Consider the following 12,819-nt stretch of genomic DNA (forward strand, 5'->3'; position numbering starts at 1 on the left):
ATATATGCTAAAATGTTTATATCCTTTTTTCATAAATTAACTCCTTTAATGTTTGTTGTCGTAACTACATTATATCGGTTTTTATGAAAAAAGGTCTTTTTTTATTTCAAGTGGTCGACTTGAAATGATTATACACCAATAGAAATAAATTGAGTATTCGTGGAACGAAAAAAGTAACAAGAAATTTTTAAAATTAGAATTAATCAAAGAAACACAGTGAATATAGTCATAAAATTACCTTGAGGTATTTATATTCTATGGATTTATATTAATTAATGGTAAATTAAAAAGTAGATTAGTTTTTAGCTTTTATAGATTATGGTATAATTAAAAAAGGAAATTAGAAAGATGGAGGAATAGGATGAAATTTGGTAAAAATATGACTGTAGAAATAGATAAGATCGAAAATGGAGTTAAATTAAGGGTAGGAGGAGTAAAAAAGGGAATATCCATTACTCCTACAGATTTTGGAATGGATCTCCACAGGAGAAAGATGGAAGGGGTTACTGTTGATAAAAGGGAAGAGATAGATGTATTACAGGGAATAAAAGATGAAGTTACTACAGGAGAAGACATTGTTTTTGAATATCTATATGGAGATGAACTATCGGCTGTAGTTTTAGCTGGAACCATAGCAAAAAAACATATACCATATGAATTAGAAGCATTAGCTGTGGAGATAGGTGGGATAAGTACATCAGAGCAAAATAAGGAATATGTAACCATAGCTATCCAAAAAATGTTAGGGACAAGTGATTCTATAGGAGGAGTGGTGGAATGCCACCTGCCATATAACTTGGATTTAAATTCTATTAAAGGAGAGTTTTCGTGTATTATCCATAATCTTATGGGGGAAGTTAGTGCGATCCAATTTGGGAATGGTGTGAAAGACAGCCGATCAAACGCAAAAGAGTATGAACTGAGCAAGAATAAAGTAATGGTAACATTTGGTCCCCATATGAAAGAAGGGAATAGAATCCCATGTTTAGCAGGTGTGAGAGATGTCATCGTAGACTCCGTTTTATCGATAGTGCTATTATAGAATTATAACTTCAGAAACAGGTCAACATATAATGAAATGGGAAAAATGATATATATATAATAAATGCTTATCATTTATTTTGATGTGAAACAAAGGTAGGTAATCACCACAATGTGTTGTTTTACGAAACAAATTGAGCTTAAAAAAAACAAAATACGGTTAATTTAGAATTGAATAAGAAAAATTAGGGTTAATTAAATATCAAGTATATACTAGATGAATAGCTAGTATATATTGGTATTTTTTTTTTGTATATTTCAGCGTATTGTATTTTCTTTTAAAATTGATTAGAATAGTCTGTAGAAAAGCAATTAAAAGCAATTAAAACAACTAAAACAACTAAAATAACTTTTTGGAGGTCAAAAATGAAAAATGGAAAGACTATAGTAATCGGAGTAATTGGATCGGACTGTCATGCAGTTGGAAATAAGATTATTGACCATGTATTAACACAGCAAGGGTTTAATGTAATCAACGTAGGTGTTATTTGTCCACAAGAAGACTTTATAAACGCAGCAGTAGAAACAAATGCAGATGTAATCATCATCTCATCATTATATGGCCACGGAGAATTAGATTGTCAAGGGTTTAAAGAAAAATGTGATGAAGCAGGATTACAAGATGTAAAATTATATGTTGGTGGAAACATCGTAGTAGGAAAGCAAGATTGGCCTGAAGTTGAAGCTAGATTTAAAAGTATGGGATTTGACAGAGTATACGCACCAGGAACACCTATCGAAGTTACATCAGAAGATATGAAAAAAGATTTAGGAATGATAACTGTATAGGGATAACATGTATATATATAAACGACGCCCTAAGTGACGTACGATAATATTAGGAGTGGTAAAAATGAATGCCTATTTATTGATTGACTTTGGAAGTACCTATACTAAATTAACAGTCGTGAATGTAGAAACTGAAGAGATACTAGCTACTTCTAAAGACATAACTACAGTTCAAAGTGACATAATGATAGGTTTTAACAAAGCATATGAAACGCTCAAGTTATGCATAGAAGAAAAAAACGTAAAATTTGAGGATATTAATTTTATAAAAAAAATAGCTTGTTCTTCAGCAGCTGGCGGATTAAAGATGTATGCAATAGGGCTTGTCCCTGAGCTTACAGCAGATGCTGCTAAGAAAGCTGCACTAGGTGCAGGAGCCAGAGTTATGAAAACTTATTCTTATGAACTAAATAACAGTGAGATTGAAGAGATAAAAAATTCAAATGCAGATATACTATTATTAGCAGGTGGAACAGACGGTGGAAACAAAAAATGTATCATACATAATGCTAAATTAATAGCAAAAGTAAAGATAGAGGTACCTGTGTTACTGGCTGGAAATAAGAGTGCTAACGATGAAATTATAGAAATATTTGAAGCAGCAAATATAGATTATATAGTAACAGAAAATGTTATGCCAAAATTAAATAAGATAAATGAAAAACCAACAAGAGAAGCCATAAGAAAGATATTTATGACAAAGATAGTAGAAGCTAAAGGAATGAAAAATGCAGAAAAATTCATATCCGGAATACTTATGCCTACCCCCGCAGCTGTATTAAAGGCTGCAGAGATATTAGCTATTGGTAGTGACGATGAAGATGGATTAGGAAATTTGATGGTTATAGATATCGGTGGAGCTACAACAGATATTCATTCATTAGCAGAGGGAGACCCAAGTAATGCAGGTGTAATTCCAAGAGGACTCGAAGAACCTTTTGCTAAAAGAACTGTTGAAGGAGATCTTGGAATGAGATATTCGGCACTATCGTTATTAGAAGCAGCAGGAACAAAAAAAATAAGACAATATCTGAATGATGATCATAAAGAGATCGATGTAAAAGCTCACTGTAATCATAGACATGAAAATATTATGATGGTTCCACAAACACCAGAAGAAATATTTTTCGATGATGCTATGGCAGGAGCAGGAACTGAAATTGCAATGCAAAGACACTGTGGTTGGTTAGAAAATGTATTTACTCCAATGGGAGTAATGTACTATCAGCATGGAAAAGACCTTTTAGATGTTAAATACGTAATTGGAACTGGTGGAGTACTGGTACACAGTAAAAACCCTAGGAATATACTGGAAGCAGGGGAATTTAATAAAGAGCAGCCTGTGCACCTAATGCCTAGATCACCAGATTATTTGATTGACAGTACATATATATTATCGGCTATGGGACTCCTTGCAGGAGAAAATCCAAATATGGCAGTAAGAATAATGAAAAAATATCTTAAAAAAGTTAATTAGGAGGATCACATTAATGAACATTAAAAATAAAAAATGGACAGAGGAAGAATTTTTTAAAGTAAGAGAAGAAGTTTTAAAACAATGGCCTACAGGTAAAGAGGTAGACTTAGCTGAAGGTGTTAAGTACCTAAAAGCATTACCTGATTCTAAAAACTTCGCTAAAAAATTATGGACTGCTAAGCAAGAGGGAAAAACATTAGCAGAACCAAGAGCAGGTGTAGCATTATTAGATGAACATATCGAATTATTAAACTTTTTATCTAAAGAGGGTGGAGCAGATTTATTACCATCAACTATAGATGCATATACTAGATTAAATAGATATGAAGAGTGTGAGAGAGGAATTAAAGAATCAGAAAAAGCAGGAAGATCATTATTAAATGGTTTCCCAGGTGTGAATTATGGAGTAAAAGGTTGTAAAAAAGTATTAGAATCAGTTGATAAGCCGTTACAAGTAAGACACGGGACTCCTGATGCAAGATTATTGGCTGAGATTACAATGGCCTCTGGATGGACTTCATATGAAGGTGGAGGAATTTCATATAATTTACCATATGCTAAATCAGTATCTATGGAAAGAACAATAAGAGACTGGCAATATGTAGATAGATTAGTAGGATGGTATGAAGAGCAAGGAATTTCTATTAATAGAGAACCTTACGGACCATTAACAGGAACATTAGTTCCTGTATCAATTTCAAATTCGATACAATTAATAGAGTGTTTACTAGCAGCAGAGCAAGGAGTTAAGAGTATCACAATGGGTTATGGACAATGTGGAAACTTAATCCAAGACGTAGCAGCTATCAGAACATTACAATCATTAGGTGAAGAATACTGTGAAAAATTAGGATATGAAAATATGCAAATAACTACAGTTTTCCATCAATGGATGGGAGGATTCCCAGCAGATGAATCTAAAGCTTATGGTGTAATCGCAAATGGAGCAGTAGCAGCTAAATTATCAGGAGCAACAAAAGTAATCGTAAAGACTACTCATGAAGCTATTGGAATCCCTACAAAAGAAGCTAATGCTAACGCTATAAAAGCAACTAAGATGGTATTAAACTTATTAGATGGTCAAACATTAGCTGATTCTGAAGAATTAACTAAAGAGATCAATCAAATAAAAGCAGAAATCAAGTGTATCATGGACAAGGTATATGATCTTGGAAATGGAGACTTAGCTCTTGGTACAATTGAAGCAGTTAAGCAAGGTGTAATTGATGTTCCATTCGCACCAGCAAATATAAACTTAGGGAAGATGTTACCAGCTAGAGACAACACAGGTAAAATAAGATATTTAGATTGTGGAAATCTGCCATTCACAGATGAGATCAAAGCATTCAATAAAGCTGAATTACAAAAAAGAGCTGATTTTGAAGGTAGAGAGATTGGTTTCCAAATGACAGTAGATGATATATTTGCAGTAGGAAGAGGAACTTTAATCGGAAGACCAGAAAAGAAATAATAAAAAATCAAATTATAAATGATTAGGGAAGTTTTTAATGGAAAAGTGAATTTATAATCTGCTTTTTCTTGAAAAAATAAAGGAGAGAAATACAGTAAAATTAGGGGGAACGAAATGCAAATTTTTGAAATGGATAACATATCCACACTGTTTATGGCAATCATCGTATTATTAGTAGGTAAGTTCGTAAGAAGTAAAGTAGAGGTATTAAGAAAATTTTTTATACCAGTACCGGTTATTGGAGGAGTTATCTTCGCAATATTGACTCTAGTAGGTCACTATACAAATACTTTTGAGTTTAATTTTGATGGGACATTGAAGAGTTTATTTATGATAGCGTTCTTTACGACTATCGGATTTATGGCTAGTTTCAAACTTCTAGCTAAAGGTGGAGTACAAGTTGTAATATTCTTAATTGTAGCAACAGGTTTAGTAATATTACAAAATGTTGTAGGAGTATCACTAGCTAAGGTATTTGGATTGCCACCATTATTTGGAATGGCAGCAGGATCTATACCGCTTACTGGTGGACATGGAACTTCAGGCGCATTTGGACCATTATTAGAACAGGCAGGAGCAACAGGAGCTACAGCAGTTGCGATAGCATCAGCTACATATGGTTTAGTTGCAGGTTGTTTAATCGGTGGACCAATTGGAAAAAGACTTATGACTAAATATAACTTGAAGCCAAATGAAGAATTATTGAAAGAAGAGCATGCTGAAATAACAAATGAAGATCAAGTAGTAGAAGTTACAGAGCATACATTCTTCAATGCAGCTACAGTTATCATTGTTTCTATGGGAATAGGAACAGTATTAGTAGGATGGTTAAAGCAAGCAGGAATTACTTTACCTATCTATATCGGTCCAATGTTAATAGCAGCAGTTATCAGAAATATATCTGATATGAAAAAGAAAGAATTAAACCATAAAGAAATCACTATTATTGGAAACGTTTCTTTATCATTATTCCTAGCTATGGCACTTATGTCTATGAGACTATGGGACTTAGCAGCATTAGCAGTACCTTTAGTAACTATATTATTAGTTCAAACTGTATTAATGGCAGCATTTGCATACTTCGTTACATTTAATGTAATGGGTAGAGACTATGATGCAGCAGTAATGGCTTGTGGACATTGTGGATTCGGAATGGGAGCTACACCAAATGCCATTGCAAATATGGAATCATTTACAGCAGCGAACTATCCATCATTTAAGGCATTCTTCGTAATACCCTTAGTAGGGGCATTATTTATTGACTTTACCAATGCGTCGATAATTACATTCTTCATGAACATGTTCGGATAAAAATATATTATCTGTTAAAATTTTATTAAAAATAGTATAATTTTTATATAATAAAAATTATACTATTAGGAGATAAAATTTATGCTAAATAAAAGAGCAATAGGGATATTTGATTCTGGGGTAGGAGGATTGACTGTCTTGAAAGAGATTGAAAAAGTATTACCCCACGAAGATTTAATATATTTTGGAGACAATTTAAGAGCTCCTTATGGATCTAGAAGCACAGAAGAAGTATTAGAATTTAGTTTGGAAATTGGAAGACTTTTACAAGGAAAAGGTGCAAAGATGTTGATAGTAGCGTGTAATACTGCTACAGCGGTATCTCTGGGGGAATTGAAAAATAAATTGGATATTCCTGTTGTTGGAGTGATCGCTCCAGGAGCAATGGAAGCTACAAAACTAACAGTAAATAATAAAATTGGTGTATTTTCTACACCAGTAACAGCAAAAATGAATGCTTATAAAAATGAGATAGAAAGAATTGATGAAAACATAGAAGTCTATCAAATAGGATGTAAGTCACTTTGTAAAATGATCGAATCAGAATGGAAAGATACAAAAGAAAATCAAGAACTAATAAGATTTTATGTACAAAAATTGCCCGCGGAAATAGATGTTGTGGTATTTGGATGTACCCACTATCCTATTATAAAAGAATATTTTATAAGGGAATTAAAAGGGAAAAAGATTGTGGATACAGCCAAAGAAACAGCATTAGAGGTAAAGGAACTCCTACAAAAGCTAGATCTCTTAAATAAAAGAGATTCAAAAGGAAAAATTTCTTTCTATACCTCGGGCAACATTAATAAATTTAAAAAGATAGCGGAAAAAATATTATCTAGATCACTAGATATGGTGAAATCAGCATTAAATTGAGTTTTAATAAACTAATCGAATATAAAAGGAGAAGTATCACATGAAAATTATTGATATCATTTGTTCAGCAGGAAAAACAGGATTTTATTTTGACGACCAAAGAGCTATAAAAGCTGGAGCAGGTCATGACGGTTTTGATTACGTAGGAGAACCAGTTACTGAGGGATTTTCAAGAATTAGACAAGCAGGAGAATCTATCTCTGTAATGTTTATCTTAGAAGATGGTCAAGTAGCTCACGGAGATTGTGCAGCAGTACAATATTCTGGTGCAGGTGGAAGAGATCCATTATTCTTAGCATCTGATTTTATCCCAGTTATCGAAAACGAAATCGCTCCAAAATTAATTGGAAGAGATATAAATGAATTCAAATTATTAGCTGAAGAGATAGATACAATGGAATTAAATGGAAAGAGATTACATACAGCTATCAGATATGGATTAACTCAAGCTGTCTTAGATGTAACAGCAAAAGCAAACAAGATAACTATGGCAGAAGTAATAAAAAAAGAATATGCAACTGGCGTAACAATCAAAAGATTACCATTATTCACTCAATCTGGAGACGACAGAAAGAACAATGCAGACAAGATGATCATCAAAGGTGCAGACATCATGCCACATGCATTAATCAACCATGTTGAAACTAAATTAGGTAAAGATGGATCTATCTTAAAAGACTATGTAAAATGGTTAAGTAACAGAGTATTAAAATTAAGAGAATCTGAAGACTATATGCCTATATTCCACATCGATGTATATGGAACAATGGGAGTAGCGTTTAATCAAGATATCACAAAACAAGCTGATTTATTAGCTGAATTAGAAGAAGCTGCAAAGCCATTCCACTTAAGAATCGAAGGTCCTATGGACTTAGAAGAAAGAGAAGCTACAGTAGAAGCCTTAGCTGCTTTAACTGCTGAATTAGATAGAAGAGGAATTAATGTAGAATTAGTTGCTGACGAATGGTGTAACACATTAGAGGATATTAAATTATTTGCTGATAGAAAAGCAGGACATGTAGTACAAATTAAAACTCCAGATTTAGGAGGAGTAAACAATATAGCAGAAGCAGTTTTATATTGTAACGAAAAAGGAATCGGATCTTATGTTGGTGGAACTTGTAACGAAACTAACAGATCAGCTGAAGTAACTACAAATATAGCAATGGCTTGTGGAGCATTACAAGTATTAGCTAAACCAGGAATGGGTGTAGACGAAGGTATCATGATCGTAGGAAACGAAATGAATAGAGTAGAAGCATTAGTAAATAGCAGAAAATAATTAAAAGTTTTAAGATTGAAGGTAGTTTTTAAAACTACCTTTTTCTTAGTTTTTAATAGATTGAGTAAATTATAATTGGATATGAAAATAAAACTTGAAATATTGATCACTAAAAAAAGAGAGAACAAAGTCAGGATAAAATAATTAATAAGAGTAGTAACTTGTTAAATTTGGGACCGAATTTCTTGGTGATAAAATTTTGAGTATTAAAATATAGAGGTGAAATAATGAAAATATTAAAACCAGCTAAGGCAGGGACATTGGAATCAAATGATATTTCAATAATGTTGATGCCAGGTAACAATGGTATAGAAATAGAATTAGAAAGTATTGTGGAAAAACAATTTGGTGATGAGATAAGAACTTTAATAGAAAATACTTTGAAAGAATTAGAAGTAGAAGGTGTTATGATAAAAGCCATCGATAAGGGAGCGCTTGATTACACAATAAAGGCTAGAATTGAAACAGCAGTAACTAGGGCAGGTGAGATGTAATGTTAAGAAGAAGTATGCTATTTATGCCGGGGAATAACCCGGGAATGTTACAGACAGCTGAAGTTTTTGGTTCAGATTCAGTTATATTAGATTTAGAGGATGCTGTATCATTAGGAGAAAAAGACGCAGCTAGAATCTTAATAAAAGGAGCATTGAAAACTTTTAATTATGGGACTACAGAAGTAGTTATAAGAATAAATCCATTCTCAACTCCATATGCACTAGAAGATATAGATGTAATGGCTAGACTTAAACCGAATGCTATCTTATTACCAAAGGCAACACCTGAAGATATGAAACAATTAGATGAGATGTTAACAAAAATAGAAAAAGAAGAGGGATTCGAGGAAGGATCTATCAGAATCCACGCTTTAGTAGAAACTACGTATGGTGTAGAAACTGTCTATGAAACAATTAAAACAAGTAGCAGAGTAGATTCAGTTTGTTTAGGTGGAGAAGATCTCGCGGCTGATTTAGGAGTTGAAAGAACGAAAGATTCAGAGGAATTATTTTATGCAAGAACAAAGGTAGTAAACGCTTGTAAAGCATTAAAAATAGATGCAATAGATACACCATTTACAGATACTAACGACGAAGCAGGATTACTGGCTGATACAATGCATGCAAAAAAATTAGGATTTACAGGGAAATTAGCTATAAATCCTAGACAAATAAATACAATACATAAGGTATATTCTCCTACAGCTGCTGAAATTTCATGGGCTAACAGAGTTATGTATGCGAAAGATGAAGCAGAAAAAGAGGGCTTAGGAGTATTGTCTTTGGATGGTAAAATGATAGATGCACCTGTTATAAGTAGAGCAATGAACACGCTTAATGCTGCAAGGGTAATTGGATTGATAAAATAGTCAAGAGGAGAATTAAATATGAAAAATATCTTAGGTAGAGAAGTACCTGATAATATAAAAGGTTATGGAGCAGTAAAACACTATGGTGGATACTTGGCATCTAAAGGGACAAAAACTAAAAGATCAATCAAGTTGACTAATATGCTTCCTGGAGATGAAAAATTACATGATAATTTAGATGCAGTACTAGATAAATTACCGTTAAAAGACGAGATGGTAGTTTCGTTTCATCATCATTTAAGAAATGGAGACTTTATCCTAAATATGGTAATGGAAAAGATAGCAGCTAGAGGATATAAAGATATAACTATAGCAGCTAGTTCAATCTTTCCATGTCATGGTGAATTAGTAGAATTGATAGAAAAAAAAGTAGTAACTAGTATATACGCTGCATATATCTCAGGACCAGTAGCAATAGCTATCTCAGCTGGGAAATTGGAAAACCCAGCAGTAATGCATACTCATGGTGGAAGAGCTAGAATAATGGAATCTGGAGATCTAACTATAGATATAGCCTTTATAGCAGCTCCTACATCGGATGATTATGGAAATATAAATGGTGTAGACGGAAAATCAGCTTGTGGAGCATTGGGATATGCGTATACAGACGCAGAAACTGCTGATATCACAGTGGCTATCACAGATAACCTGGTAGAATATCCAAATACAACTATTGATATTCCTCAAACACTTATAGACTATGTAGTAGTTGTAGATGCGATAGGAGATCCAAACGGAATCGTATCTGGAACTACTCAAATCACTAAAAATCCAATTGGATTAAAAATAGCGAATATGACTACAGAGTTAATTAAAAACTCAGGATACTTTAAAGATGGAATGAGTTTTCAAACTGGAGCTGGAGGAGTATCTCTAGCAGTAGCAGCAGACATGAAAGCTGAGATGATCGAAAATAATATCAAAGGAAGTTTTGCTTCTGGAGGAATAACGGGTTATATAGTAGACATGTATAAAGAGGGATTGTTTAAATCACTATTTGATGTACAATGTTTTGATTTGGCAGCTATAAAATCAGCTAAGGAAAATGCTGGACATATGACTATGTCAGCATCTATGTATGCAAATGCAGATAACAAAGGTTCTGTAGTAAATAAATTAGACATAGTTATCTTAGGAGCTACAGAGATAGATATAGACTTTAACGTAAATGTAACAACTACTTCTGATGGTACTATCATGGGTGGTTCTGGTGGACATGCAGATACATCAGCTGGAGCTAAATTAGCTATAATTGTAACTCAATTAGCGAACTCCAGAATATCTGCTATAAAAGATAGAGTAACTGCTCTGACTACTCCAGGGGAAACTGTGGATGTAATAGTAACTGAAAGAGGGATAGCAATCAATCCTAAGAGAACAGAATTAATCGAAAGATTAAAGAAAACTAACTTACCGATCATGACTATAGATGAGTTAAAAAATATTGCGGAAGCTATGACAGGGAAACCTAAAGCAGTAGAGTTTACCGATGAGATAGTGGCAATAATAGAATACAGAGATGGAACTGTAATAGACGTAGTAAGAAAGGCAAAGTAAGTCTTGAGATTTCACAAGTTTTAAAATTAAGTATATTTAATACTTAATTTTAAATGTGAACTGCGTAGGGAAAAACTGAGGTAGAGTGAAGGAAGTAGAAATGAAAAAAAGGAGTTTATCACTATAATATAGTGATAAACTCCTAAATTTTCAACTACCTTTTTTTATACTTTTTGGTTTTCTAGCAGGACCTTTTTTACCCCTTTTAGAGGGAGCTTTTCTTCCTGTAGAAGTTCCTTTAAAATCATATTTTTTCTTGTTTCTCTCTTCTCTGGCTGACTGTAACTCACCAAAAGAAGGCTTTGTATCTCTAAGGTGGTAAGGATGATCCTTCTCCACGTAAATAGTTTTGTCTATAGTTTTTTGGATAGTTCTAAGGAATCTTTTTTCCTCTATATCACAGAATGAGATTGAAATCCCTTCACTCCCTGCTCTACCTGTTCTACCGACTCTATGAACATATGTCTCAGGAATACTAGTAAGATCATAGTTTATAACATGGGAAAGGTCGTCAATATCTAAACCTCTAGAAGCCAAGTCTGTAGCTACTAAGATCTGAATATTTCCATTCTTTAGATCTCTGATAGTTCTCTGTCTGGCAGACTGAGCTCTTTCTCCATGGATAACGTCTGATTTATATCCTGCTTGAAGTAACATCTCATTGATGTCATTGGCTCTAAACTTAGTTCTAGCAAAGATAATTGCAGAACTTATTTTCTGTTTTTTCAAAATATGAAGCAGAAGAGCCGCCTTATCGCCTTTGTCTACTAGATAGATACTTTGGTTAACAGTATCAACAGTTGAAGATGTAGCAGACACAGAAATATCCACTGGATCAATCAATGCACTTTTTACTAAGTCTTTTATCTCATCTGGCATAGTAGCAGAAAAGAGCATAGTCTGTCTTTCTTCTGGTAATTTGGAGATGATCTTACGAACTTCGATGATCATTCCCATATCTAGCATACGGTCAGCTTCGTCGATTACTAGTTGGTCTACTAGATCTAAGTTGATATAACCTTTTGAAATCAAATCAAGTAATCTACCAGGGGTAGCTACTATGATATTTGGTCCTGCTTTAAGTCTGTGTATCTGCTTTATTGGTGAAACTCCTCCAAAGATTACAGTACTCGTAACTCTGGTATTTTTTCCGTATGAACGAACACTTTCCTCTATCTGGATTGCTAATTCTCTAGTAGGAGCTAAGATCAGTGCTGTTAGATCTTTTGATTTACCATTTAAAGTGATTTTTTGTAGGATTGGGAGTGAAAAGGCTGCGGTTTTACCAGTTCCTGTTTGAGCAGATCCAATGATGTCTCTTCCATCCATAATAAATGGAATAGCTTGTTCTTGTATAGGTGTAGCCTCTATGTAACCCTTTTTTTTAACGGCTTCTAATAATGGTTCAACTAAATTTAATTCATTAAATAACATGTTTTTTCTCCTTAATCTATAAAAATTTATTACTTAATATTTTATCATAGATATTCTAATAAGACAAAATTAAATAAATAAGGCGGTGAGTCTTGTCAAGCACACCACCACATATTTTCAAGGAAAACTTCATTTGCAGTAAAATAATTTAATACTTTTCGCGGTCTATTTCTAATTCTTTCTACAGTTCTTTCTAACTCATCATCTGGTATTTCTGA

Annotated in this window: 11 protein-coding genes; 10 read left to right on the forward strand and 1 reads right to left on the reverse strand. The window is 33.3% G+C overall.

The annotated features are described in order from the left end of the window. Nucleotides 1–361 precede the first annotated feature (361 nt). From V5784_RS03910 to citF, 10 genes are all read left to right on the forward strand, one after another. Nucleotides 362–1,042, forward strand: a complete 681-nt coding sequence (locus V5784_RS03910) for a hypothetical protein (protein ID WP_336887748.1) — start codon at nucleotides 362–364, stop codon at nucleotides 1,040–1,042. A gap of 365 nt (nucleotides 1,043–1,407) precedes the next feature. Continuing rightward, nucleotides 1,408–1,830, forward strand: coding sequence for a methylaspartate mutase subunit S (gene glmS, locus V5784_RS03915; protein ID WP_336887749.1), 423 nt, complete (start codon nucleotides 1,408–1,410; stop codon nucleotides 1,828–1,830). 64 nt (nucleotides 1,831–1,894) lie between these two features. Further along, the gene (gene glmL / locus V5784_RS03920; protein ID WP_336887750.1) at nucleotides 1,895–3,307 is read left to right on the forward strand and encodes a methylaspartate mutase accessory protein GlmL; all 1,413 of its coding nucleotides are present in this window, start codon (nucleotides 1,895–1,897) and stop codon (nucleotides 3,305–3,307) included. A gap of 13 nt (nucleotides 3,308–3,320) precedes the next feature. After that, entirely contained in the window at nucleotides 3,321–4,778 is a 1,458-nt protein-coding gene (locus V5784_RS03925; protein ID WP_336887751.1) for a methylaspartate mutase subunit E, read from the forward strand. 114 nt (nucleotides 4,779–4,892) lie between these two features. Continuing rightward, nucleotides 4,893–6,089, forward strand: coding sequence for a sodium/glutamate symporter (gltS, locus tag V5784_RS03930; protein WP_336887752.1), 1,197 nt, complete (start codon nucleotides 4,893–4,895; stop codon nucleotides 6,087–6,089). An 81-nt stretch (nucleotides 6,090–6,170) separates the two neighbouring features. After that, nucleotides 6,171–6,965 carry a glutamate racemase gene (murI, locus tag V5784_RS03935; protein ID WP_336887753.1) on the forward strand — a complete coding sequence of 265 codons (795 nt, stop codon included), beginning with the start codon at nucleotides 6,171–6,173 and terminating at the stop codon, nucleotides 6,963–6,965. Between the two features lie 40 nt (nucleotides 6,966–7,005). Further along, nucleotides 7,006–8,247 (forward strand): methylaspartate ammonia-lyase, encoded by a 1,242-nt coding sequence (locus tag V5784_RS03940; RefSeq protein WP_336887754.1) that lies wholly within the window; start codon nucleotides 7,006–7,008, stop codon nucleotides 8,245–8,247. A gap of 227 nt (nucleotides 8,248–8,474) precedes the next feature. Then, on the forward strand, nucleotides 8,475–8,741 hold the full coding sequence (gene citD / locus V5784_RS03945) for a citrate lyase acyl carrier protein (protein WP_336887755.1): 267 nt from the start codon (nucleotides 8,475–8,477) through the stop codon (nucleotides 8,739–8,741). Further along, entirely contained in the window at nucleotides 8,741–9,610 is an 870-nt protein-coding gene (locus V5784_RS03950) for an aldolase/citrate lyase family protein (RefSeq protein ID WP_336887756.1), read from the forward strand. Before citD ends, V5784_RS03950 begins: the two co-directional genes overlap by 1 nt. 18 nt (nucleotides 9,611–9,628) lie before the next feature. Next, nucleotides 9,629–11,167, forward strand: a complete 1,539-nt coding sequence (gene citF / locus V5784_RS03955; RefSeq protein ID WP_336887757.1) for a citrate lyase subunit alpha — start codon at nucleotides 9,629–9,631, stop codon at nucleotides 11,165–11,167. 150 nt (nucleotides 11,168–11,317) lie between these two features. Here citF and V5784_RS03960 read toward each other — a convergent pair whose 3' ends face one another. Further along, entirely contained in the window at nucleotides 11,318–12,601 is a 1,284-nt protein-coding gene (locus V5784_RS03960; RefSeq protein WP_336887758.1) for a DEAD/DEAH box helicase, read from the reverse strand. Nucleotides 12,602–12,819: the final 218 nt, after the last annotated feature.

Source organism: Psychrilyobacter sp. (assembly GCF_037132775.1).
In the GTDB taxonomy this organism is placed as follows: Bacteria; Fusobacteriota; Fusobacteriia; order Fusobacteriales; family Fusobacteriaceae; genus Psychrilyobacter.